Raw genomic sequence first — 24,005 nt, forward strand, 5'->3', positions numbered from 1 at the left:
ATTAGGGTCACAACCTGACAAAAAAATTTGTGGTCTATAAGAAAAAAGACCTAAAATAGCGAATTTTGTAAGATATTTGTAAGGGATCATATAGTACACTTGATCCAAGTGCTATTGCCAGAATCTGTAATGGGGGATGTCGGCAGGCACAATCGTTCATTGACAATTTTATAGGAGGAGAAACCATGTTTGACAAACAAGGACGCAGTAAGATGAGCGCTCTTCTTGTGGTTGCGATGCTGTTTAGCATGCTGATGCCTGCTATGGCTTTCGGTGCGACGGCTGCGCAGCTCAAGGATACGGCTGATTCTTACGCCCAAAAGGAAATTCAATCGTTAGTCGATTCTGGTATCATCTCTGGCTACGAGGACGGCACGTTCCAGCCTCGCAAAGCGATGACTCGCGCAGAATTGGCGAAAATTATCGTTCTTTCACTTGGACTTAAAGAAAACCCAGATAAAGCCGCAGCCTTCACGGATGTGGACAAAAACAGCTGGTACAGAGGGTTTGTAGGCGCTCTGGTAGAGTCCGGTATTACCCAAGGCACATCGGACACTACATTTGCTCCGGATGCCAAAGTGACTCGCGAAGAGCTTGTCGTATTTTTCATACGGGCTATGAAGCTGGAGGAAACCGCTAAGAAGCTGACAACGGATGCGAAACTGTCTGATTTGAAGGAAGTTTCCAGCTGGGCACAGGCACATGTTTCTTTAGCTTTCAAAGTAGGCTTCGTTAACGGTCTGGAGGACAAGGACGGCTCTTTGAAATTTGCTCCAAAGGATAATGCAGAGCGTCAAGCGTTGGCACGTCTTGCTTACGAGTTCAAAACGAACAAAGACAAGTATGTCGCCAAAGCGAATGAGCTTGCAGCTTCCAAGGGTGTAGAAGGACCTATCAGCTCTATTTCCGTTGTAAACAATGTAACGGTTGAAGTTACGTTCAACGAAGAAATCAGCGCTCCGAACAAAACCGACTTCACCTTTGATAACGGCTTGACGGTTACCGCTGCAGAGATGAAAAAAGACAGCAAGAAAATCGTTGTGTTGACCACTGGCGTTCAAACAGCAGGTACGGTGTACAAGCTGAGCTACAAGGGTAAAGACACAGGCAAAACCATTACCGGTGCAAGCACAGCTGTTGGCGGCGGTGGTGGAGGCGGCGGCAGCTCCTCTAGACATAATAGCGGAACTACGCCTGGTCAATTATTGAATCTTGGCGGAACCTATACGAATCTGACACTCACGCAATCGGGAGAATTTGGCCCGGCTGACGGTTTCACTACAACGATTACCGGTACGTTGACTATCAACCCTGGCGAGAACGGCGAAGTGAAGCTGAAAAACATTTCGGCTGCGAATATCGAAGTTCTTTCCGGCAGCGATCAGTCGGTGAAGTTCTCTAAATCCAAAATTACTTCCTTGAAAGTCAATGCACCAAACCAAGGCAAAAAAGTAAGACTTGAAACCTTGGAAGGTACTAGCGTTGTAACGACCAGCGTATATTCTCAAGCTATTTTGGAAGGTACAGCTGGTACTTTTGGCAATATCACAGTAGGTCCTGAAGCCACAGGTAAAACCGTAGCATTGAAAGGTACAATCGGCAATGTGAAGGTTACAGCAGCTAATGCGGATATTCAGCTTCTTCCTACTGCGGCAGGTGGAGCTACAACTGTAAATGGCTTGGAAATTGCAGCTAATGCAAAAGTAACTACTGATGCGAAAGCGACATTGAAGTCCATCACAATCACTGCTCCAAAAGCATCCGTAGAGTTGAACGGTGCGGGTGCGGTTCAATCCGTGACTGTCTCCCAAGCTGCTGAAGGTGCTATCTTAACGGTAGGAGCTTCATCCAACATTCAAAGCATTGAAGTTAATGCAAACGTAACTTTGACAGGTGACGCTGCTGCAATTAGCGGAATCGAAATCAAAGTGGCCGAAGGCGTAACAGTAAGCTTCTCCGATGCGATTAAAGACGGATTGAAGAAAGCTGCTATCGATGCTATTGCGACTATCAAAGATTTCCAAGAATATAGCTTGGAGCAAGAACAGCTGATCCATGCAGTTGGTATCGCTGTTAACAATGCTTTGACAGCAGGCGTTGCAGAGGCAGATATTACTGGTTATGACAAATACGTTGCAGCGAACAAGCTGATTCAAACGCTGAAAGCTGAGATTTTGAATCAATTGGATGCTGAGAAAGCAAATCTTGATTGGTTGCAACAGGATATTCGTACAAGCCTTGAGCTGCCAGTATTGGGAATTTACGATTCTGTAATCGCTTGGTCATCTTCCGATTCTCATGTCCTTTCTATAGAAGCGATGGAAGGAACAACTCAATTCGTCCTGGGTCGTGTTGTTCGTCCAGAAGCGGGACAACCTGATGCGGTTGTAACTTTGACTGCAACCATTACCAAAAATGGTTTGACTGTAACGAGAGAATTTACGCTTACCATCAAAGCTCAAACCAACTTGCCTGAAGTTCTTGATGTTTCCGCGGCATACTTTGCAAACGAAGGAATTTATATCAAAGGTATCATTGAAAATGCTACGGACGTTAAGATCACTCTAGTATCCCCGGATGGCGTGGGATCCGATTTCCGTGTGGGTACAGGCGTTGAATTGACAGGCAATTATTTTAGATTCGTACATAGCGGCAATCTGGCTAATGGCGAATGGACGTACAAAGTAACGGCAATTTCCGGATCTGCGGTATCTGCTGCAGTAACGGGTACAGTAACGGTAGGATCTGGACCTGTTGAAGAGCAAGTAGCAGCTCCTACAGCAAGTATCCCTTCCGGACAGGTTGATGCTGGTACACAAGTTAAACTAGCTACAGCAACAGTGGGCGCTTCTGTATACTACACCTTGAATGGAACTGTGCCTACGACTGCAAGCAGCTTGTATGCAGCTCCAATTGCTATTAATGCGGATCTCAACATTAATGCGGTTGCTTATAAAGACGGCAAGTACAGCAGTGTTTCCTCTTTCCGTTACACAGTTGCTCCTTCTAATTCCGTAAGCTCTGTAGTTTATGCAGTTTATTCTACTGACTTATTCGCCAATGGTTCTGTTACAGGATCTGTATACGGCCCGTATGAAAAAGCTGGAGCAAATGAATTTAAGATCCCAACTGATGCAAAAACAGACTATTTCATCGTCAAATTTAGCGATTCTATCGAATCAGACTCTTTTAATGGTAGGCTTCAAGTTACCAATGTGAAAGTTAATGGACAAAGCGTTGAGGCCTCCGTATACGAGAGCGTATACCTGGTATTCCCGACTGAAAACTTAACCGTAACGAACAACGTATACAGAATTACCAGCTTAGAGAAGATCGATACTAGCAACGAGATTCATCCTATCGATCCAATTGATCTTAAACTAACTCAATAAAGAGTGTGATTTCATTCGGGTCAACCTTCGGGTTGACTCTTTTTTCATCTTTCTCGCCATTCATGTAAATAAACGTAACCGATATAGGGGGCAACATGAATCAAAACAAGCTGGCATTGATCCTTATCCCTATCCTTGTTATTGCAGCCGCTTGGTTTATTTACCCCACTCTGACCAAGCCGAACGAACCTGTACACGCCGATGCGCAGGATTATGCGGAAGCCCTGTCCTTGATTCAACAAGGGAAGCTCGATGCAGCCAGAAAGAAGCTGGAAACGGGAATGTCGAAGGAACCCGCGGAGGGAAAATATGATTTTGCCCTTGGCAATATCGATCGATTGCAGTCCAACATGGATCAGGCACTCGTCCACTATGCAAAGGCCGTTCAGAAGACTCCCCAACTGAAGGAAGCCTACAACAATATGACGGCTGTTTATATGCTGCAGCAAAAGAATGACGATGCTTTAACTACGGTGAATGACGGGCTGAAGCAGGATCCAAAGGACAAGGAGCTGCTATTTAAAAAGGGTCAGCTGTTATATTTAAAGGCGAACTACGCGCAGGCTATCGAGGTGCTTCAACCCTTGGTTCATGACGCAGAGTATGTTGAGGCGAATCGTTTTATAGCCCTTTCCTATGTCAAGCAAAATGAACGTGCCCAAGCATTGCAGGCTTTGAAAGCTTATTTACAGAAGTCTCCCCAAGGAAGTCAAGGTCGTACCGAGCTGGAACAGCTTCTTGCCGATTTGGAAAAGTAAAAGAGAGGGGTACCTCTCTTTTTTTCGCATAGGAAAAGGGGAAAAGGTACTTTTCTTTGAAGTGATAAACTTCGCGTAAAACAAGGCCCATCTTCAAGAAAGTTTTTCTCATAGATCAAGAAGGAATAACAGTATGGCTGTCGAATTGATCTTACAAGTCCTAAGAACTATTTTTTATTTGATGAGAGTGATTATATATGGACCATAGACCTATATTCAATGTGAGCCCAGAGGATTACACCCATATCATTTTGCGAATGGAACGCAGTGTATTGAATGGAGATTCAGTGGATAGGAACGTATTGGAGCAAATTCCAGTTCGTTTGCTTCAAAACTCCCCCTTACTATTAGAGCAGCAGGCCGCAAGCTATTTTCATGAAGGAAACTTAACGGAAGCAAGGGCCGCGGCAAGCATGGCCGTGAGAGGCTTTGCCCAGCAAACCCATGCACACAGGCTGAATTCGGCACTCTCCCTTCTCTGTATGATAAATGTAAGGCTGGGTGAGCTTCGGGATGCCGAAACGATCCTTGTCTTTTTGAAGGAGCAGTGGGATCGACAGCCGGATGAGCTTGACGGGAGAGCGTGTATGGCTTTGGCTAAGGGAGCCTATTTGATCGGAGATCCAGCCAGAGAGAAAGAGTTCGGACTAGCTGCGAAGGAACGGTTTATTCGGCATGGGCAGCTCGGGGAAGCAATACAGGCCTGTCTGGACATAGCAGCCGCTCGAACGGTGCCCCTTTCCGATCAGGAGATGGCTTCTATTCATTTGTTTGCAGAGCAGCAGGCAAGGCTGGACGGTCGATGGGAGCCGAATCATCAGGTTCTGCGAAGTATGGATTGTATAAGGCAGGGGGATTGGGAGTCGGCCGTTCGATGGCTGCAGCAAGTGGATTCGCATGCTTTATCCTACGAACACCGGGCCGGCTGCATATTGAATGAATGCAGAGCTTCTCTTTTCAAAGGTATTTCACTCTCTGAGCAGGAGCGGGAAAGGATTCAGGGCATTGTAAAACAGTATGGAAGCGATTTATTCATCCGTTTTGAAGCGTACGGCTTGCTATATCAAAGTGCGAAAATGGATCGACAACACCATCTTGTAAATGAATATTGGCACTGCCTTAGAGCGGCCGCCGATATCACGAGGTACCCATGGCATCAACAATGGATACAACAGCAAGAGAAGCATCAGGAGTCGTCAAGCGCCTTGAGCTGGAAAGTCCAGCTGTTCGGCAAGCTGAGGTTCGTACAAGGCTCACATGAAAGACAGGATCTGGATTGGAAAAGGAAAAAGGCGGTGGAGCTGCTGGTCTATTTATTGATGCAGCCCCAGTTTTCGGCTACCAAAGAGCGGATGATGGAAGACTTGTTCGGATCGATGTATGTGGACAAAATGGCCAATCAGCTGTACGTCATCGTCCATCAACTGAAGCAGACCTTGAAAAAGGAGCTGGGCTTCGAGCAGGCGGTTATTTTAAAGGATGGGCTCGTACGGCTGCAAGAGCATTTGGTCAAAGAAACGGATGTGGAACTGTATGAGGCTCTGCTGCGTGAAGCAGACCAGGGGTGGGACCTCTTTCGCTCCAAAGCCATTGATCTGTATAAACAGGCTGCTGCCATGTACAGGGAATTTGCTCCGGAAATCCGTTATGCCGACTGGTCGGAGCGATACAGGACTTCTCTCCAGGATAAGCAGGCGGCAGCGCTGAAGCGATTGGCAAGAGAAGCCAGAGATCACTCTCAGTACGATCTATCGGAAGCCTACTATAAGAACTGGATCGCACTATGCCCTACCCAGGAGGAAGCTTATCAGGGCCTTATTGAGCTCTATGTGGTGAATTCCAGGAAGCAGGAAGCATTAATCTATTATCGCAAGTGGGAGAAAATATGCATGGAGGAATTCGGTGTCGATCCGAGCCCGGATATGAACACATCCTTCTCATCTTCATGAGTCATGGCACACCAAAATGGGGGGGGCTGAAACGGGATGAGCTTAAGAATAAGAACAGAGGGATCGGCGCTGATTATTGACTTCGCGGGAGCGGTGGATCAGCATGCGGAGGAACGATATCTTCGTCATCGTGATTGGCGTCAAGGATTGGGTGACGGAAGACGCACGCTCATTTTGAACTTTAGCGAAATGAGCTTCATACACAGCACCGGAATCACGATGTTAGTCCGCCTGGCGCAGTACGGCGAAGAAGGGCAGTATCAGACCTTTGCATATGGCCTGTCGGAGCAGTATCATAAGCTTTTCCGCCTCATTGGACTGACTCAGCATATGATGATTTATCCGGATGAATATACGCTGATGCGAAGATTGAAATCACTGGAGGACATTTCGTAGCTTCAAACTTCAACGGTTGATTTTACAATACGGTTCGTCAGAGAGGCTGCCTTTTATCTAAGCCGGCCGAAGAAAATTCTACTCATACCCGTCTTGGACGTATCCTAATGGATAGGTCTTTTTTTGCATTGTAGCTCCTATAGGACAGTGGCAAGAACTTATGTGGTGCAAAATACCATATGCTCGTTCACAATTTAGACACATTTTTTTAAGCTAATTTTCAGATTGGTTTAAGCTGCTTTTATTGTTTTATTTGTATATTGTTGGGGGTTAAGCAGTTGTCATAATGGAAATGGCTTAAGTAGGCGCATATTTCGTTTCGAATGGAGGGTTTCATGCGTGCTTGAGGTAAAGCAGGTAAGTAAGCTGTACGAGAATCAAAGAGGGGTCCACAACATTGATTTTTCCATGAGCCGTGGCGAGATCGTTGGTTTTTTGGGACCGAACGGCGCAGGAAAAACGACTACGATGCGGATGATCACCGGCTATTTGAATCCTACGATGGGATCCATTGCGATCGACGGGTTATCTATGGCCAATCATCCGAAGAAGGCCAGACAAAAGATCGGATATTTACCTGAAACACCTCCGTTATATCCGGAAATGACGGTGGAAGCCTATTTGAAGTTCATTGCCGATTTGCGCGGGATTCCCGGAAGAGAACAGAAAAAGCGCGTCGGAGAAGTTATTGAACGGCTTGGGCTGCAGGGCCGTGAACGGCAGATTATTCGCGGGCTGTCCAAAGGGTACAAGCAGCGGATGGGATTGGCGCAGGCCATTCTGCACAGTCCGGATTTGCTAGTGCTGGACGAGCCGACTTCGGGCCTGGACCCGAAGCAGATTATTGAGATTCGCCAGCTGATTCGAGAGCTGGGCGAGAACCATACGGTGCTGCTGAGTACGCACATTTTGCCGGAAATTAATGCGCTGTGCAACCGCGTATTGATTATTAACCAAGGCCGCATCGTGATGGACGGCCATCCCGATCAGCTGGCTCAATCGATGGGCGAGCGGTTCGAAGTCTCGCTCGAGGTCAAAGGGCCGCGCCAGGCCATACTGGCCGAGCTGCGCGGCATGTCCGCCATCGCCAGCGTGCAGCCGCTGGCGGAAGAACCCGCGGCCGCTGCACCGGCCGCGGAGACCACAGCTGCGCCCGAGCCGGCCGCGGGCGCAGAAGCCACGCAGGCTGAGCCTACGGCCGCGCCTGCGCCTGCATCCACGGTCGAGCCGACCGTGAAAGTGCTTGTGTCCGCGAAGGATAACGCGGACATTCGCGAAGAGATCTTCTACCGCATGGCGGAGCTGCGCTATCCGATCCTGTCGATGAAGAAAGAAAGCTTGAGTCTCGAGGACATCTTCCTCAAGCTGACAACCAATGAAGCGACGGAAGCTTCCGACAACGAGTCGGCCGCGGCACAAGAGGAGGAGGTGACCCCGAATGCGTAGAACTTGGGCGATTTGCAGGAAGGAGCTGCAAATGTATTTTTACTCGCCGACCTCCTATGCGGCGTTTGCCTTCTTTTTCTTAATTGTAGGGTACATGTTCAGCTCGAACTTTTTATACTCCATGATGATCGACGTGCGTATGGTGACCAGCCCGGTCAGCTTCCTATATTTGCTCGTGATTCCTTTCTTGACGATGCGTCTTGTCTCCGACGAGCTTCGGCATGGCACCGATGAGCTGCTGCTCACTTCACCGGCCAGCATTACAGAAATTATTCTCGGCAAATATTTGGCCGCCGTCGTCGTTCAATTGCTTCTGGTCGTAGGATGCTTGCTGTATCCTCTCATTATGAGCTCGTACGGTAAGATCGATCAGCCTGTCATGTGGCTTTCGTTCTTAAGCATGTTTCTGCTCGGAGCGGCCATGATGGCGGTTGGCTTGTTTGCATCCACGCTTTCCTCCCACCAAATGCTTTCCGGCTTGGCGGGTATCGGAATGCTGCTTGTGCTTTGGACGATCGATTGGCTGGGGGATACCGTTGCTACGGGACGGGCCAAAGAATATCTCAGTCTTTTCTCTATCGTCACCAGAGGCAGCAACTTGCAAAAGGGTGTGTTGAATTTTGCAGACATTCTCTTTTACGTGACGCTGGCCATTGTGTTTATTGTGTTGAGCATACAGGTGCTTGAAAGAAAACGTTGGAGATAACCGGCTTTGCCTGAAGGCGCAAGGCGAGAAGGGGGAAAGGCAATTGAATAAGTGGATTCGCGGAACGAATGCGGTCGTGTTATCGCTTGCGGTAATCGGCATCTTCATCGTCCTGACGATTTTTCTTAACTCTACGAAGTCGCTGCAGGTCGATTTAACGCAAAATAAACAATACACTTTATCCGACCAGACGATCAACACGTTAAAATCACTCGACAAAGATGTTCATATTATTGCGTTTACCAGCTCGCAAACGAATTTGACTATGAATCGTGAAGTCGTCGATATGGTGCAGGAATATAAAAAACGCAGCAGTAAAATCGTATTTGACCAGTATGATATGGAGAAGAACCCGGAAATAGCCAATCAGTATCAAGGGATTGATCCTTCCGGCGTCTTGGTCGTCGAGAGCGGCACCCAGAAGAAGATGGTCAATTATTACGACATGTTCCAGGGCTCGGGACAATCCCAGTTTGATTACCAGTTCAGCGGGGAGCAGAAGCTGACACAAGCCTTGGTGAATTTGAACGTCAAGGACAAAATAACGGTGTATTTCTTGTCCGGGCACAATGAAACGCCGCTAAACCAAATGACCTTGCTGCAAAGCTCGTTAGAGAACGAGAACTATACAGTGAAGGACCTGAACCTGCTTCGCGAGGGTAAAATTCCGGATGATGCGCAGGCGCTGTTCATCATCGGCGCTCAAAACGATCTGAGCGACAAGGAAGCCGAGGTTATCAAGGAATATCTAAAAGGCAACGGCAAGCTGTACATGACGCTTGGCTTTACGGAAAACATGGTGACGTCATGGAAAAATCTGGATTCGATCATGGCCCAATATGGCATTACGGACCAGCATGCCGTAGCCGTAGATTCGAAGCAAAGCCGATTGGTATCTCCGCTCACGATTATTCCTGAGTACGGGTATCATGAAATCACCAACAAGCTGCAGGATAATAACCTGCTCATGCAAATGGGGCTGGCCGTTTCCTTGAATGCAGACCCTGCGGCTGCTGATTACAAGGCGACCAGCATTTTGAAGACGACCGACTCTGCCTACGGCGAGACGGATTTATCCGGGCTGGTTAAAGGAAAAACCAGCAAAGACGACAAGGATATCAAAGGGCCTCTGAATTTGGGTTATGTCGTTGAGACCAAAGACAGCAAGCCTAAGGCCGTTATATTAGGCAGCTTCACGTCCTTAAGGGATGACTTCTTCCAGCAGCAGGGCAATCGCGACTTTGCCTTGAACAGCGTAGGCTGGCTGCAGGAGCAAAAAGAACAAGTGACGATTCGTCCGCGTGAAAATCAACAGCAGCCTGCGATGATTACCGGAGGTCAAGCATTAACCATTTTCTACGGCACTGTATTAGTGTTCCCGTTACTCTTCCTCATCGTGGGCGGCACGATTTGGTGGAGGAGGAGAAAAGGATGAAGAGGCTCATTCCGACGATCATACTGGTACTCATTTGCATAGGCGGTTTCTGGTATGCATCCAGCAAGGACTTTTTCAAGGAGAAGCAGGAGCCTGCTGCATCGCTTGCCAAGGTCAATCAGCAGGATGTAGCGAGCTACACGATCAAAACGGGAGATACCGAGATCGAAATGCAGCAGAAAGACGGTAAATGGACTATGACCAAGCCGTCGGCACAACCCTTGAACGAATACAGCGCCAAAGGCTGGATTGATTCCTTTAACGGGCTAACCAAAGAGTCGACTATTGACGCGGAAGGGAAAGAGCTGACCAAGTATGGATTGGATAAGCCGCAGCAGCAGTTTTCGGTGAAGCTGAACAACGGCACCGTCCAAACGCTTAGCGTGGGCAACGCGATGCTCGTTCCGGGTTATGATTATGCCATGCTCAGCGGCTCTCCCGAGGTATTTAAAATCAGTGATTCCCAAGTGAAGTCGCTTGCCAAGACCCAGCTGGATTTGATGGAGAAAAGCCCGATCCGGCTGGAGTATGAGCAGGTAAGAGGCATCACCGTGGAATGGAAGGGACAGAAGTGGACGCTGACGAAGGCGGACACGGATAAAAAATCCTACGAAGCGAATTGGAAGCTGGGCGATAAAGAATTGAAAGGCTCTGATGCCAGCTCTTATCTGGATAAAGTTCAGTTCTTGTCGACCGAACAGCTTGCCAAACCGGCGGATCAGGTGAAGATGGATGCACCGGAGCTTCGGCTGGAGGTTAAATACGCCGATGCGTCCAATAAAGAGACTACGGTAGTCTACTTGGGCAAGGTGGATAAGGATAACCTGTGGCTTACCCAGCAAGGCGGCCAATGGGCGTACTCCCTGCCTGTAACCTCGATCGAGGAGCTGGCGGATAAGTATAAGCAGCCTCCTCAACCGCCTGAACAACCGGCGCAGTCGCCATCGCCATCACCATCGGCAGAACCGTCGCAATCCCAATAATCAAGGCTTGGCTTATCGCCCCCTCTTGTTATTACAGGAGGAGGGCGATTTTTTTATCCCAACTTTGGAAAGATCCTGCACATAGTTTTCCACATCTTGGGCAACCTAGACTTGTCAAAACGAAAGGAGGACAAATCGATGTTTACTCAGCAAGGGCAGCAACAGCAGCAAGGTATGAACACGGTCAGCTCCAAGGAATTGGCGTACATAACCGACAGCTTGAAAAACGAAGATTTACTGGCTAAATTGGCCGTCCACGGATTGGCGGACTGTCAGTCTCCGCAGCTGAAGCAGAAGCTGGCGCAGATTGCCCAGGATCGTCTGCATCATTCCGATCAATTGCTTAGAACACTGCAGCAGCAAACGCAAATGACTCACTAAATGACGCAGGAGGTGCACATCTGATGTATCAACAGCAAAATTATATGAATCAACCGACCCATCAGCATACGCCGCTTCAAGAGCAGGATTGGGGCAACCTGGTTTTGTCCGAGCTGAAGCGTACGGCTCGTGAATACACGACGGCCGCTTTGGAAGCAACCCACCCGGCGGTCCGCCAAACGTTCCAAAGCTTGTCCCAAAGAACAATGCAGGAGCAGGCAGAATTATATCAGGTTTTATCCCAATTGAACGGATATGGTTCTGTACAATTGGCGAATCAGCAGGAGGTTTATCAAGAGATTCAGCAGCAGGTTCAGAAGGTTGAGCAGCTGCAATCCATCGTTCAACGTTCGATCCAGAGCGCCAATATGAATGCAGGCGTCATGTACCAGCAGCAGCCGATGTATAGCGCGAACCCTCAATTTCAGCAGCAGCCGTCTTTTTCCGGTTATGAAGCAGGCGGTTATGCGGGAATGGGTTCGGGGGCTTACCAACAGCCATCTTCTCAAACACAAGGGTATGGACAAGGGGGCTTCGGTTCCGCTTACGGCTCGTCCGTCGGCAGCTCGATACACAGCCAGGGCGCGGGCTTCGGCAGCACCGCGGGAAGCGGGATGACCGGCATGAGCCAGAATCAAAATCCGATTACGCAAAGCATCGCCAATGAGTATACCGGCTCGGCTTACAAAACAACGTCGGCAGGTACAGCTACTGGCACGTCCACGCAGTCTCTGGGCGGGTCCTCTACTGCCAAGTATGGCAGTGGTAATGAGTCTTACTCGGCTGTAACGGCATCCGATTCCCGAGGCGGTAACAGCTACAACTGGACGGATGATAACGCTGGTGCAGCAAGCAGCAATGCGGCACAAACAGCAAGTAATCGTGGCGGCAACAGCTTTGACTGGCACGATTCCGACGATCAGTCCAGCACCTCCTCTTCCTTGTCTGCTTCTCATGATAAATCGTCATCCTTCGGCAGCGGAAAGTTCATGTAATACTCCCGAGGGTATCATAAGGCCCCTGCATATATTGCAGGGGTTTTCTATAGTTTTGTGCTCTCCCCAACACCGGAATTTGCTTCGAAGCCTATTGGAATATATTCGCAATAGTTCAAGCTCTATAGGTTTTCAACAACAATGCCCCCTCCGCGGGGTTCTTTCGTTCGCTGCAACCCATGGAAAGAAGTATAATGAAACTGGTTGAAAAAAATGCTTTATTAGTGGGGTGTGTTCCTTGTATCGGATTCTTATTGTGGAGGATGACGATAAAATCGCATCGATTTTGCAATCGTATATGGAGCGGTATGGCTATTCGCCGCAGAGAGCGACTGATTTTCGGGATATCAAGCAGCAATTTATGACACATAAGCCGGATCTGGTATTGCTGGACATTAACCTGCCGCATTATGACGGGTTTTATTGGTGCCGGCAAATCCGGAACGTGTCGAATGTGCCTATTATATTTTTATCCGCACGCGTCGGGGAGATGGATCAGGTGATGGCTATCGAGAATGGCGGTGACGATTATATTACGAAGCCGTTCCATTTGGATGTGGTCATTGCCAAGGTAAAAAGCGTGCTGAGAAGAACCTACGGAGAATATGCGGGAGCGAACCCAATGCCGAGGGATACTATGAATGTAGCGGGTTTGATTCTGGATACCTCCAAAAACACGATGGAGTGGAACGGAGTCAAAATGGACTTGTCGCGTAACGAGTTTTTATTGATGAATTGTCTGGCGAGACATGCGGATCGAATCGTGACGCGCGAAACTTTGCTGGAGGCGTTATGGGACGATATTGATTTCGTGGACGATAACACTTTAACTGTGAACGTAACACGTGTGCGCAAAAAGCTGGAGGAGCTCGGCATAGTCAAAGCCATAGAAACGGTACGCGGGCAGGGCTACCGGCTTAATACATCCTGGGGGAGTACGAAGTGAGAGGAATAGACTTTATATCGGACAGGCTAGGCTATATCATCATTTATTTGGTGAATATTGCCCTTGCCCTATGCGTCGTTGAATTGGCTCTGCAACCACAGGGGGTATCGCTCCAAACGGACAATATCGTATATATTATTATTTTATCGTTAGCGGGTGTATGTGCTTATTTGCTTATTGATTACGTACGGCAAAGGGAGTACTTTCTCCGGCTGTCTGGGATTCGCAAGCACCATGAGCCTATGGAGCGTATCAGCGGCTTGCCAGTAGGTGTGAAAAAGGAACAAATGATTATGATGGAGCTGATGCATGAGCTGTACAGCGGGTGCGAGGAGCGGTTGGCGCAATACAGAAAGCAGCAGGAGCAGCATGATGTGTTTATTCGACAGTGGGTTCATCAGATGAAAACACCTGTATCCGTCATCGATCTTCTGACACAGAAGACAGAATCCTCGGAAGAGCATGTTCCGCTGAATGTGCTGCAAAGCATCCAGGAGGAGAACGACCGTTTGGCGCATGGGCTTGATATGATGCTGCAGACCGCGCGTCTGGAGAAGTTCGAGCTGGATGTGCATGTGAAACAAGTCAACCTGGAGCAAACGATCCGAAGTGTCATCAATGAACATAAGAGGGCCTGCATTCGACGCGGAGTATATCCCAAGTTGACGGTCGAAGCTGATGTCCGGTTTGTAGAAACCGATGAGAAGTGGATCGCGGTGATCATTAGGCAAATTGTCACCAATGCCATTAAATATGCCAAGAGAACGGCCGATCCGGCAGACAAGCAGCTTGAGATCAAGCTGTCCAAGGGCAAGGACGGGGTCTGCGCGTCTTTTAGCGACACGGGAATCGGTATCCCGGAGCAGGATTTGCCTCGCGTCTTCGAGCCTTTTTTCACCGGAGAGAATGGCCGGAAGGTAGGGGAGTCGACCGGCATGGGCCTTTATTTGGTCAAGGAGCTTTGCCGCAAGCTTGGACATCGCGTACAGATCGCCTCCATCGAAGGGGAGGGAACGACGGTTACTCTGCATTTTCCGCCTTCTTCGGTGCTTCATGACATTCTTACATGATAGAAAGGTGACAACATTGTAAGAAAGCCGCCTGTTTTGTAAGGTGAATCGATAGCAGCCAGGGCCCTCCTTTTTTTATACTAGAGGCAGTTACGTAAAGAGTGATCGTAAGGAGGCCAGTACATGGCAGTATTAAGAACGGAGAATTTATGCAAAACCTATGGGTCCAAAAACGGCAATGCCTTCTATAGAGCGCTGGATCAAGTACAGCTTGAGGTTCAGGAGGGGGAGTTCGTCGGTGTCATGGGGCCTTCAGGCAGCGGCAAGACGACGCTTCTTAATCTTCTCGCTACCATAGATAAGCCTACTTCAGGACATATCGAAATCAATGGAACGAACCCTAGTAAGCTGAATAATAAGCAGCTCGCTTTATTTCGTCGCAGGCAGCTCGGATTTATATTCCAGGACTTTAATCTGCTGGAGACGCTGAGCATCAAAGAAAACATCATCCTGCCCCTCGTGCTGGAAAATACAAAAGCGGCTGACATCGAGCGGAAGGTTCAGGAAATTGCCGAAACGCTCAACATTACCCATCTGCTGGATAAGCGCACCTATGAGGTGTCCGGGGGGCAGCAGCAGCGAGCCGCCATAGCCCGCGCCATGATCCATCAGCCTGCTCTTCTGCTGGCGGACGAGCTTACGGGGAACCTCGATTCGAAGGCTGCCAAGGATGTCATGGAGTCGCTCAAGGAAATGAATGAGGAGCGGGGGGCTACCATTCTTATGGTGACTCACGATCCTTTTGCCGCGAGCTATTGCAAGCGAATCCTTTTTATAAAGGACGGCAGGCTGTTCAATGAAATTCGCAGAGGCTCCAGCAGGCAGGCCTTCTTCCAGCAAATCCTGGATGCCCTAAGCTATTTGGGAGGGAACTTCGATGACTTTTCGACAGCTCGCTCTTAAAAATATTCAGGGCAATTGGCATCGATACATCGCTTTTTTCCTGAGCAGCACGTTTTCCGTCATGATCTTTTACATCTATGCCTCCTTTATCTTTCACCCCGACGTGGTGAACGGAACGATTCAGGCGGCTGCCAAGGTAAGACAGGGAATGGTGGGCTGCGAATTTCTGATCGTGATTTTCTCGTTTTTCTTCGTGCTGTACGCCAGCTTTGCTTTTTTGAAGACGCGCAAGAAGGAGATCGGCCTGCTGACCCTGTTCGGCATGACCCGATCCCAAATTAATAGGCTGGTGCTGTATGAGAATGTCGCCATCGCCATCCTATCCATCGTTGTCGGCTGCGGTCTCGGCACCCTGTTCTCCAAGCTGTTTTTTATGGCTTTAGCCGAGCTCTTGCAAGTGGATAACCCAATACGGTTTCTTATCGTTCCGAAGGCGTTATTTATTACAGCGATCGGTTTTCTGGTATTGTTTTTCGCCATTACGCTAATTACATTGGTCGGCATGAGCAGGAATCAGGTCATTGAGCTGTTAAAGGCGTCCAAGCAGCCCAAAACGATGCCGGTCTCATCCAAATGGCTTGTCCTTTTGTCGGCGGCTTGTCTTATCACAGGGTATTACTTTGCTTATACTACAACTCCAAACAACCTGGTCGTTGTGATGCTGCCTGTTATCTTTCTTGTGGTGGTGGGCACGTATTTTCTATTTACCCAAGCGAGCGTGGCGATCTTGAAACGGCTGCAGCGGCTGCCTCATATTTACTATCGTAACATCCAATTGATTACGATCTCGCAGCTTGTCTTCAAAATGAAGGATAATGCCAGAATCCTGTTTACGGTATCTATTTTAAGCGCGGTTATTTTATCGGCGTCCGGGTCGGTATACATGTTTTATCAAGGCGCTCGGGGGCAGATCCTGGACCATTTTCCCCAAACGATCGGTTATGTGGCTAAAGGCTCTGACATTCCTGCTTCTTTGGAGCCTGAGCGGGTGAAAGAAGTTATGTCCCGTCAAGGGATACAAGTGGATCATCAGATTCAAACGGCGGGCATTCTTACCTCTATACAAATCAAGGCCTTTCATAACAGGGAGATCAAAGCCCTCCTCTTGCCGTATGACCTTTATAACGACTTGGCAAGGCAGAATCAGAGACAAGGCGGTGGCAAGACCAGCATCAGCGTTGAACCGGGTCATGCGCTGATCATCAATCCTTACTCCGAATCCGAGGTGGTCCTCTTTGGAAAAGGCGATTTATTGTCGACGACAGCGGCAGGGTCTGAACTAACGCTGCGAATGGACGGCCAGCTGGACGGTGCTATCTTGAACCCTATATTGGAAGCAACCTATATCGTTCTGCTTAACGATAAGCAATTTCAATCCATACTTAGTTCAACGCCGGAGGAGCGAAAAGCCTCTTATATCGGTTACGAGCTGAAGGACTGGGAAAACGCAAACGGGGCCATCAAGGAGCTGGAAGACAGTCTGACTGCCGAGCAGAAAAAGCGGTTCGCCAATCGGACGGAAGCCTTCTGGGGCATGAAGCAGTTCAGTTCCTTAACGCTGTTCATCGGGATGTTTGTCAGCGTATTATTCTTTATGGCGTCCGGAAGCATGCTGTATTTCAAGCTGTTTACGGAGCTGCAGGAGGATCAGGCTCAGTACAAGGCATTAACCCGGATCGGCGTCTCCATGCAGGAAATACGCAAAATTACGAATATCCAAATCGGGCTCATCTTCTTTATCCCTGTAGTGGTCGGTAGCATCCAAGCCGGGTTTGCTTATAAAGCGCTAAGTAATCTCGTCAGTATTTCCGTTTGGAAATACGGATTGGCGATTATGCTGATTTACGCGGTGATGCAGCTGTTTTACTTCCTGCTGACACGACAGGCCTATATGAAACAAATGAAGCATGAATAGAAAAATGGACTAGGAACAAGTGTTCCTGGTCTTTTTCTTTTTAAGCTGGCGAAATGTTGGGGAAAATTGGATAAAAACGGATTTGACACGGTATTCCCGGTAGCATAGACTAGCTGTAGAGAAGGTTGAAATAGTACGTTTTGAAAGCGCCAAATCAAGAACGGAGGCCGTGCATTGCATTCGGATTTTAAGCAGTGGAGTCATATGTTTAAGCTGGACCCGGACCGGGAAATATCGGATGAATGGCTGGAAAAGGTATGTCTTTCGGGAACCGATGCCATTATGGTTGGAGGCTCTACAGGGGTTACCTTTGACAATACAGTAGATCTTTTATCGCGGATTAGAAGATACGAGGTGCCTTGTGTACTGGAGGTATCCGATCTGGATGCCATTGTGCCGGGCTTTGACAGTTTTTTTATTCCCATGGTATTGAATGCGGGGAATCCTCAATGGATCGTAGGACATCACCAGAGAGCGCTTCGTGAATACGGAGCTCTATTGGACTGGAGCCAAGTGGCGACGGAAGGATACGTGATATTGAACGAGCAGTCCGCGGCAGCGCAGATAACAGAAGCGAATACGGAGCTGGACATCAAGGATGTCGAGGCCTATGCCAGAATGGCGGACCGCTTGCTGCATTGTCCGGTTTTTTATATGGAATACAGCGGTGTGTTTGGCAATATGGAATGGGTTGCTCGAGTGAAGGGGCTCTTGAAGGACGCGAGATTGTTTTACGGTGGCGGTATTGATAGTCCGGAGAAGGCTTATCAAGCGGCCGCGGCAGCGCATACCGTTATTGTGGGCAATGTCGTCTATGATCAGCCGGAGCAGGCTTTGGCCACCGTACAAGCGGTAAGAGAGGCAAAGGCCGCAAGCAATATGCAGTGAAAGGAATTGAAGTACAATGAACGATACGTTTGACATATTTGCATCCATACAAACCTTGAACCCTCAGCAAAAGAAGGCCGTAGAAACCGTAGACGGCCCATTGTTGATTATGGCGGGAGCGGGCAGCGGTAAAACCCGCGTGTTGACGCACCGGATCGCCTATTTGATAGCCACGAGAAAAGCAGCCCCTTGGAGCATACTGGCCATCACCTTTACGAATAAAGCGGCCAGAGAGATGCAGGAGCGCGTAGGCAAGCTGGTGGGCCCCGGCGGCCAGGACATCTGGGTATCTACGTTTCACTCTATGTGCGTAAGAATTCTTCGCAAGGACATATCGCGCATCGGGTTTTCTTCCAGCTTTACTATTCTGGATTCCGGCGATCAGCTGTCCGTTGTCAAGAACTGCATGAAGGAGCTTAACATCGACTCCAAGAAATTCGAGCCGAAAGCGGTTCAGGCTGCCATCAGTACGGCCAAGAACGAGCTGAAGACGCCGGAAATGCTCGAGAACCTGATCGGGGACTATTTTGACGGCATTGTGGCCAGGGTGTACAAGCTCTACCAGAAAAAGCTGAAGATGAACAACTCTTTGGACTTTGACGACCTGATTATGACCACGATTCAATTGTTCAAGGAAGTTCCGGAAGTGCTGGAGTTTTACCAGAACAAATTCCAATATATCCATGTAGACGAATATCAGGATACGAACCGCGCTCAATATATGCTGTGCCTCATGCTTGCAGACAAGCATAAACGCATTTGTGTCGTCGGGGATAGCGATCAGTCGATCTATCGTTGGCGGGGTGCGGATATCAGCAATATCCTGAACTTTGAGAAGGATTACCCCAACGCGACGACCATATTGCTGGAGCAAAATTACCGGTCGACCTCGAATATCTTGAATGCCGCGAACAAGGTTATTTCCAACAATGCCGGACGCAAGGCCAAGAACCTGTGGACCGATAAGGGCGAGGGCAATAAAATTCGCTTCTACCAAGCGGATTCGGAGCATGAAGAAGGGTACTTTATCACCAATGAAATTAATAAAAATGTAAAAAACGGTAAACGATACGACCAGCATGCGATCTTGTACCGTACGAACGCCCAGTCCCGGGTTATAGAGGAAATATTGATCAAATCGGATATTCCTTATCAGATCGTTGGCGGCATCAAGTTCTATGACCGTAAAGAGATCAAGGATATTCTTGCTTACTTGCGGCTTATTTCCAATACGGATGACGATGTAAGCTTTATGAGGATTGTCAATGTACCCAAGCGCGGGATCGGTGATACGACGGTCGATCGCTTAATGGAGGCGGCAGGCAGACGAGGCATTTCGATGTTCGCGATGCTTGAAGAGATCGATGGTCTGGAAATCAGCGGCAAAGCGAAGAACGCGCTGAGTGATTTCCGCGAGATGATCGACAATCTGAATCGAATGGTCGAATATTTATCTGTCACCGAGCTGACGGAAAAAATGCTGGAGCTCACGGAATACCGGCTGGAGCTGCAGCGTGAGAAAACGATCGAGTCGACGGCCCGGCTTGAAAATATAGATGAGTTCCTGTCCGTTACGATGGAATTTGAAAAGCGCAATGAGGATAAATCGCTCGTTTCCTTCTTGACCGATTTGGCGCTTATTGCCGATATCGACTCGATGAACGATGCCGCGGAGGATGCGGCCGATGCCAATAATTCGGTCGTTCTCATGACGATGCATAGCGCAAAGGGACTGGAATTCCCTATCGTGTTTATCATCGGGATGGAGGAGGGCGTGTTCCCTCACAGCCGCGCTTCTAATGATAATGAGGAGCTTGAGGAGGAGCGGCGGCTTGCCTACGTCGGTATTACCCGCGCGGAACAAGAGCTGTTCCTGACCTGCGCCAGAATGCGGACGCTCTTCGGCCGTACGAACATGAACCCTCCATCCCGGTTCTTGAGCGAGATTCCGGAGGAGCTGCTAGAGGCAGCTTCGCCTGGAGGGACGATAGGCGGCGGCCGGGCGGTCAGCTCCTGGGGGAGCCGGGAGGGCCGTTACGGCAACGGAGGCAGCTTCGGCTCCGCCGGGGCTGGAAGCACCTCTACGGCGGTGCCGAGCAAAGCGGCCGGCTTCCGGCCTACCGTGGGAGGCGCCGCTTCATCCGCTGCACGGCCTGCGGCAACCGCCAGCGGTGGCGCAGCCAAGCAGGTAGGCGACTACAAAATGGGCGATAAAGTCTCCCATGGCAAATGGGGAACCGGCGTTGTTGTCGCAATCAAGGGTGCCGGCGATGATACAGAGCTGCAGATCGCCTTTCCGGCGCCAGTCGGAGTCAAACGGCTGCTTGCCAAGTTTGCGCCGATTACCAAGGAAAGCTGAAGTTAGAATGCCCGGGAACGGATTCTATTTGGAGAGGAAGGTTTTCTTTATATGACGGATGCTCTGCAGGCCATGAAAGCCCTCATCGAAGAAATTAACCATCATAATTATTTGTATTACACGAAGGATGAACCAAGCATCAGCGATGCGGAGTACGATAAATTGTACGACCGTCTGGTCGCTATGGAGCGGGAGACGGGAATTACACTGCCCGACTCCCCAACCCAGAGGGTCGGAGACCAGCTCTTGAAAGGTTTCGATGAGCATAAGCACAGATCAAGGCTGTGGAGCTTGGATAAGGCCCAGAATCTAGACGATTTGATGGCGTGGCATACTCGTGCTTCCAAGCTTGTTAACGACTACAACAGCCGCAATCCGGAGAATCCGCTTCCGCCGCTTTCCTTTGTCGTGGAGTTAAAGTTTGACGGGCTGACCCTCAACCTGACTTATGAGAACGGGGCTCTGGTCCAGGCGGCTACGCGCGGGAACGGAGTGGTCGGCGAGGGCATATTGGCTCAGGTTAAGACAATCCGGTCCATTCCGCTGACCATTCCTTACAATGAAGGCGTCATTGAAATTCAGGGCGAAGGCATCATGAACCTGTCCGTGCTGGAGGAGTACAACAAAACCGCGGCAGAGCCGCTTAAAAACGCCCGTAACGCGGCTGCAGGGGCGCTTAGAAACCTGAACCCTAAAGTAACGGCGGAACGGAAGCTGAACGCTTATTTTTATAATGTTGGCTATACGGACGGCCTGGCCTTTGAGGACCATCGGGAGATGGTAGATTTCCTGCGGGACAACCGTTTCCGGGTGAGCCCGTTCGTCAAATTTTTCGATTCCATCGAAGCGGTCGTGCAGGAGCTGGAAAGCATCCTATCGATGCGCAATACCTTCGACTTTTTGATCGACGGGCTCGTCGTCAAAATCAACGATATGCGCACGCGGGAAGTGCTCGGCTACACCGATAAATTTCCGCGTTGGGCCGTCGCCTATAAATTCGAGGCGGAAGAGGCAGTTACCACGCTTTTGTCCGTATCCTGGGAAGTGGGCCGAACGGGCAAAATTACCCCTGTAGCCAAGGTCGAGCCTGTCGACATAGCAGGGGTTACAGTACAGAACTGTACGTTGAACAACATCGGCGATATCGAGCGGAAGAACTTGAAGCATGCTCTCGGGAGCCATGTGCTGATTCGCCGTTCCAATGACGTGATTCCGGAAATTCTCGGAAAGGCGACAGACGAACAGGACGGCGAAGAAATTGTCTATCCGGAGCACTGCCCTTCCTGCGGGTCCGTACTCGAACTAAAGGGCGCTCATTTGTTCTGCTTGAACCGTTTGGAGTGTAGGCCTCAGCTGATCGGCCGCATTACCCATTTTGCATCCCGTGACGCTATGGATATCGAGACGTTCAGCATCATGACGGCAGAGCAGCTGTATCAGGAGCTGGATGTTCGCGACCCTGCCGATTTATATGACTTGACCTTCGATGATTTAATCAAGCTGGACCGGTTCGGGGAGAAAAAGGCGAACAAGCTGCTCGCCGCTTTTGAGAAGAGCAAGCAGTGCGACTTGGCGTCGTTCTTGTTTGCGCTGGGCATTCCTAATACGGGCAAGACGACGACCAAGGTGCTGGCCGACCATTACCGAAGCCTTCAAAAGCTTATGGAGGCTACGACGGAAGAGCTCGTTACCCTGCAGGACATCGGGGAGATTGTGGCCGAGAGCATTGTCGGTTTCTTCCGCGATCCTGTCATGCAGCGAAGCATTGAGCGTCTGCTCCAAGCAGGGGTGAACCCCGTTAGTGAAGAAGCACCGGCGGTGGTTAATACGGATAATCCGTTTTTCGGCAAAACGGTCGTTCTGACCGGCACGTTGTCCGTCATGAGCCGTGATGAAGCCGGCAAAAAGCTGGAGGCTATGGGGGCTAAGATTAACGGAAGTGTATCCAAAAAGACCGATATTGTCATTGCGGGTGAAAGTGCCGGAAGCAAGCTAACCAAAGCGCAAGAACTCGGCATTCGTATTATTGACGATGAGCAGGAGCTTCTGCAGCTGCTGGGAATGGCATAAGTTTATTTGAGGGGGAGGCGGAACGCCTCCTCTTTGGTTGTAAATCAGGCGAGGAGGGATCAAAGGGATGCTTCATATTGTGAATGGAGACAGCTTTGGATCAACCCTGAAAGAAAGCGGCATAGCGGGAGAGGTTCTTGTATGGCGGGAATCGTTATACGAAGGGCCTCTTTCGGTTACCTTTACAGATCATGAGACAAGAGAAGCGAGGTCGAACTATTTCGACGCAAGAGGGGTTCCTGCCAATGTCTTTCGCTCCTATACGGATGATCAGGAAAGTAAGCTCCGAGATTGCTTTCGTTATAAGGACATTGTGCTTTGGTTTGAGCACGATTTGTTCGATCAGACCATGCTGATCTATTTGCTTCAATGGTTTCACAAGCATGAGTTCCTTCTGGCTAATACGGATCTTTACCTTGTTTGTATAGATTCATTTCCCGATGTGCACCCTTTTAGAGGGCTCGGGCAGCTTACCCCGCAGCAGACCAGGCAGCTGGACGGAACCTGGGTACCGGTATCCAAAGAACAGCTGGAGCTTGCAGGCCGGGCCTGGAACGCTTATGCATCCTGTGATCCTCGCGATCTAATGAAGCTCTTGAAGGAAGATACATCAGCGCTGCCTTTTTTGGGTAGTTCAATGAAGTGTCACCTTGAACGCTTTCCATCGGTCTTTAACGGTCTGAGCCGTGTAGAGCAATCTACCTTGGAAGGACTGAGCTCCGGATTGGAACGGCTGCCGGATTTGTTTCGCCATATATCGGAATCAATCCCCTCCTACGGGCTGGGAGATGTACAGTACTGGGGCTATGTAAAGGGTCTGTACTTAATACCGGAGCCTCTCATTGAAGTGATAGGTCCGCCCTTGCCGGGCTACATGAGCGAAGGGCCAATCGACTTCGGGCAATGGACGGTCAGAATGAATCCTTTGGGCGAACAAGTGATGTCAGGACAAGCGGATTTCGTGGAACGAAACGAAGTGAACCGATGGGTAGGCGGGGTTCATCTTTATGGACAAAGAGGGATTTGGCGTTGGGATTCAGCCAATCAGCAGCTTGGTAAAAATTATTTTTAAAAAATAGTTGCATTACCTATCCCGTTTGTGGTACATTACTTTTTGTCGCCGCTGAGGGCTGCAAGGCCTGAAGAGATGACGCAACAAAAAAAGTTAAAAAAAGATGTTGCAATAAGATGCCGATTATGATAAGATAAATTCTTGTCACGGCAAAATGAGTGACATTGAAAGCTCTTTGAAAACTGAACAAATGATGTTTGAATGCCAGTATAACATTGTATCATTTTGAGCTTAAGACAAGCTCTAATATAAGTCACTTCGGTGACACTTTATTGGAGAGTTTGATCCTGGCTCAGGACGAACGCTGGCGGCGTGCCTAATACATGCAAGTCGAGCGGTCC

Annotated in this window: 18 protein-coding genes and 1 rRNA gene; all 19 read left to right on the forward strand. The window is 49.2% G+C overall.

What is annotated here, in order from left to right; all coding sequences use genetic code 11:
• Window positions 1–185: 185 nt before the first annotated feature.
• Window positions 186–3,392 (forward strand): S-layer homology domain-containing protein, encoded by a 3,207-nt coding sequence (locus B1728_RS31040; RefSeq protein WP_079914297.1) that lies wholly within the window; start codon window positions 186–188, stop codon window positions 3,390–3,392.
• 95 nt (window positions 3,393–3,487) lie between these two features.
• The gene (locus tag B1728_RS31045) at window positions 3,488–4,150 is read left to right on the forward strand and encodes a tetratricopeptide repeat protein (protein ID WP_079914298.1); all 663 of its coding nucleotides are present in this window, start codon (window positions 3,488–3,490) and stop codon (window positions 4,148–4,150) included.
• 197 nt (window positions 4,151–4,347) lie between these two features.
• Window positions 4,348–6,099, forward strand: a complete 1,752-nt coding sequence (locus tag B1728_RS31050) for an AfsR/SARP family transcriptional regulator (protein ID WP_079914299.1) — start codon at window positions 4,348–4,350, stop codon at window positions 6,097–6,099.
• Between the two features lie 36 nt (window positions 6,100–6,135).
• Complete coding sequence (locus B1728_RS31055; RefSeq protein ID WP_079914300.1) at window positions 6,136–6,495, forward strand: STAS domain-containing protein; 360 nt, start codon at window positions 6,136–6,138, stop codon at window positions 6,493–6,495.
• A 339-nt stretch (window positions 6,496–6,834) separates the two neighbouring features.
• Window positions 6,835–7,941 carry an ABC transporter ATP-binding protein gene (locus tag B1728_RS31060; protein WP_079914301.1) on the forward strand — a complete coding sequence of 369 codons (1,107 nt, stop codon included), beginning with the start codon at window positions 6,835–6,837 and terminating at the stop codon, window positions 7,939–7,941.
• Window positions 7,934–8,647 (forward strand): ABC transporter permease subunit, encoded by a 714-nt coding sequence (locus B1728_RS31065; protein ID WP_079914302.1) that lies wholly within the window; start codon window positions 7,934–7,936, stop codon window positions 8,645–8,647. The genes B1728_RS31060 and B1728_RS31065 overlap by 8 nt, the downstream gene beginning before the upstream one ends.
• Window positions 8,648–8,690: 43 nt before the next feature.
• Window positions 8,691–10,082, forward strand: a complete 1,392-nt coding sequence (locus tag B1728_RS31070; protein WP_079914303.1) for a GldG family protein — start codon at window positions 8,691–8,693, stop codon at window positions 10,080–10,082.
• Entirely contained in the window at window positions 10,079–11,065 is a 987-nt protein-coding gene (locus B1728_RS31075) for a DUF4340 domain-containing protein (RefSeq protein WP_079914304.1), read from the forward strand. Before B1728_RS31070 ends, B1728_RS31075 begins: the two co-directional genes overlap by 4 nt.
• A gap of 138 nt (window positions 11,066–11,203) precedes the next feature.
• On the forward strand, window positions 11,204–11,446 hold the full coding sequence (locus B1728_RS31080; RefSeq protein ID WP_079914305.1) for a hypothetical protein: 243 nt from the start codon (window positions 11,204–11,206) through the stop codon (window positions 11,444–11,446).
• Window positions 11,447–11,469: 23 nt separating this feature from the next.
• Complete coding sequence (locus B1728_RS31085; protein WP_079914306.1) at window positions 11,470–12,441, forward strand: spore coat protein; 972 nt, start codon at window positions 11,470–11,472, stop codon at window positions 12,439–12,441.
• A gap of 238 nt (window positions 12,442–12,679) precedes the next feature.
• Window positions 12,680–13,387, forward strand: a complete 708-nt coding sequence (locus tag B1728_RS31090; RefSeq protein WP_079914307.1) for a response regulator transcription factor — start codon at window positions 12,680–12,682, stop codon at window positions 13,385–13,387.
• Window positions 13,384–14,457: a sensor histidine kinase gene (locus B1728_RS31095; protein ID WP_079914308.1), complete on the forward strand. Its 1,074-nt coding sequence runs from the start codon at window positions 13,384–13,386 to the stop codon at window positions 14,455–14,457. The genes B1728_RS31090 and B1728_RS31095 overlap by 4 nt, the downstream gene beginning before the upstream one ends.
• A 123-nt stretch (window positions 14,458–14,580) precedes the next feature.
• Window positions 14,581–15,360: an ABC transporter ATP-binding protein gene (locus B1728_RS31100; RefSeq protein ID WP_079914309.1), complete on the forward strand. Its 780-nt coding sequence runs from the start codon at window positions 14,581–14,583 to the stop codon at window positions 15,358–15,360.
• A complete protein-coding gene (locus tag B1728_RS31105) occupies window positions 15,335–17,275 on the forward strand; it encodes an ABC transporter permease (protein ID WP_079914310.1) in 1,941 nt (646 codons plus the stop codon). The genes B1728_RS31100 and B1728_RS31105 overlap by 26 nt, the downstream gene beginning before the upstream one ends.
• Window positions 17,276–17,449: 174 nt before the next feature.
• On the forward strand, window positions 17,450–18,163 hold the full coding sequence (gene pcrB, locus B1728_RS31110; RefSeq protein ID WP_079914311.1) for a heptaprenylglyceryl phosphate synthase: 714 nt from the start codon (window positions 17,450–17,452) through the stop codon (window positions 18,161–18,163).
• Between the two features lie 16 nt (window positions 18,164–18,179).
• Window positions 18,180–20,522, forward strand: coding sequence for a DNA helicase PcrA (gene pcrA / locus B1728_RS31115; RefSeq protein ID WP_079914312.1), 2,343 nt, complete (start codon window positions 18,180–18,182; stop codon window positions 20,520–20,522).
• Window positions 20,523–20,573: 51 nt separating this feature from the next.
• The gene (ligA, locus tag B1728_RS31120; protein WP_079914313.1) at window positions 20,574–22,592 is read left to right on the forward strand and encodes an NAD-dependent DNA ligase LigA; all 2,019 of its coding nucleotides are present in this window, start codon (window positions 20,574–20,576) and stop codon (window positions 22,590–22,592) included.
• 67 nt (window positions 22,593–22,659) lie between these two features.
• Window positions 22,660–23,664, forward strand: a complete 1,005-nt coding sequence (locus B1728_RS31125; protein ID WP_079914314.1) for a DUF1835 domain-containing protein — start codon at window positions 22,660–22,662, stop codon at window positions 23,662–23,664.
• Between the two features lie 269 nt (window positions 23,665–23,933).
• Window positions 23,934–24,005 (forward strand): 16S ribosomal RNA (locus B1728_RS31130); the annotation flags it as partial.

Origin of the sequence: Paenibacillus sp. 32352 (genome assembly GCF_002042965.1) — a bacterium.
Taxonomy (GTDB): Bacteria; Bacillota; Bacilli; order Paenibacillales; family NBRC-103111; genus Paenibacillus_S; species Paenibacillus_S vulneris.